This window comes from Salipiger sp. HF18, from assembly GCF_011806505.1.
GTDB lineage: Bacteria > Pseudomonadota > Alphaproteobacteria > Rhodobacterales > Rhodobacteraceae > Salipiger > Salipiger thiooxidans.
In genome coordinates this window covers 1-1,176 of sequence record NZ_JAATOS010000796.1, presented here as the reverse complement: position 1 = coordinate 1,176, position 1,176 = coordinate 1, and the positions used below count along the sequence as shown (strand labels likewise).

Below are 1,176 nucleotides of genomic sequence, written 5' to 3'. Positions count from 1 at the left end.
CCCCCTTCCCCTCCTCTCGCCACTCTCTGGAACGCCTTCCCCTCCCCCTTTTTCCCTTCTGGCCTCTCCTACAACTCCGTTCAGCTGGTGAAATTCACCCCGCACGAGGCCGAGGTCTGGGCCGGCGATGGTGGCGCGAGCTTCCTCTACCAGATCGCCAAGGCCAATCTGACCGGTGACACGCCCGACGTGGGCGATCATGGTCGGGTCGTGTTCTGAACAACGACCAAAGGATTCGCCCGATGACCCTGCCCCGCCTCGCCGCGCTGCTCGCCTGCGTTCCCCTCATGTCGCAGGCCGAGCAGGTCGGTGAGGTCGGGGTGGACTGGACCGGGAACGACATAATCATCGAGGCCGTCGCCGACCCCAAGGTCGAGGGCGTGACCTGCCACATCGCCTATTTCGACCGTGGCCTCTTTGACCGGCTGTCCAAGGGGAACTGGTTCGAGGACCCGTCGAACGCTTCCATCGCCTGTCGCCAGACCGGGCCGATCACGGTCGGGGACATCGACAGGTCGGAAGACGGCGAGGATGTGTTCAGCGCCTCGCGCTCCATCGTTCTCAAGAGTTTGCGGGTGAAGCGCATCTTCGACGAGGCCAACCAGACGCTGATCTACCTCGTTCATGCGAGCGAGCTGGTGGACGGCTCCGCCAAGCTCGCGGTCTCGACCGTGCCGCTCTACGGCTCGGACTGAATCCTGCCGGATCAGGCCGCGACGGTGACGTCGTGGCCGTATATCCAGTCGAATTGCTGCAGCATCCGCTGCGGCATCAGCCGCCCCGCGAGACCCAGCCCTCGATGCGCGACCCCGCGCAGCAGCGGGTTGCGAAGGTGGTACTTCCATGCATTGCCATTGGCCGCGGACACGATCCGCTCGCAGCGATTGCGACGGCGCGACTGGTAAAGCCCGAGCGCCCGCGCCTGATCGGCGTCGGCCGCGAGGCAGGCCGCCAGCGTCCACGCATCCTCGAGCGCCATGTTGGCCCCCTGCGCCATGAAGGGCAGCGTCGGGTGGGCGGCGTCGCCCAGAAGCGCCACGCCCTCGCCGTGCCAGCTGCGCGCCACCGGGTGACGGAACAGCCCCCAGAGCCCGACGCGCTCGACCGAGGCCAGCATCTCTGGCACCCGCCCGCCGAAGCCCGCGAAGGCCGCGCGCAGGTTCTCGGGTGCATCCT

At 67.3% G+C, this 1,176-nt stretch carries 3 protein-coding genes; 2 read left to right on the top strand and 1 reads right to left on the bottom strand.

What is annotated here, in order from left to right; all coding sequences use genetic code 11:
* Both HC022_RS27030 and HC022_RS27025 read left to right on the top strand, forming a co-directional pair.
* A partial coding sequence (locus HC022_RS27030; RefSeq protein WP_167454432.1) for a pyridoxamine 5'-phosphate oxidase family protein occupies positions 1-219 on the top strand: 219 nt, incomplete at its 5' end.
* Positions 220-242: 23 nt separating this feature from the next.
* Positions 243-695, top strand: a complete 453-nt coding sequence (locus HC022_RS27025; RefSeq protein WP_167454431.1) for a CreA family protein — start codon at positions 243-245, stop codon at positions 693-695.
* Positions 696-706: 11 nt separating this feature from the next.
* Here HC022_RS27025 and HC022_RS27020 read toward each other — a convergent pair.
* Positions 707-1,176: NAD(P)/FAD-dependent oxidoreductase (locus HC022_RS27020; RefSeq protein WP_175583754.1), on the bottom strand; the 470-nt coding region annotated here is incomplete at its 5' end.